General features: G+C 44.3%; 1 rRNA gene. It reads left to right on the top strand.

Features of this window, described 5'->3' with window-relative positions:
- Nucleotides 1-212 (top strand): 23S ribosomal RNA (locus tag M3194_RS31890); the annotation flags it as partial.

Below are 212 nucleotides of genomic sequence, written 5' to 3'. Positions count from 1 at the left end.
ATTAGTCAGAATCAACCTCATAGGTTGTTCAAGATTTCTGACCAAATGCCCAAGCTAAAAACACCAGATTGAAGTGAAGGCTGCGACTTGGGTAGGGGAGCGTTGTATATAGGTTGAAGTCAGACCGTAAGGACTGGTGGACAGTATACAAGTGAGAATGCCGGTATGAGTAACGAAAAGACAAGTGAGAATCTTGTCCGCCGAAAGCCTAA

The sequence above is a fragment of the Paenibacillus glycanilyticus genome, from assembly GCF_023715145.1.
GTDB lineage: Bacteria > Bacillota > Bacilli > Paenibacillales > Paenibacillaceae > Pristimantibacillus > Pristimantibacillus glycanilyticus_A.
This window is presented reverse-complemented; position numbering and strand designations above follow the sequence as displayed.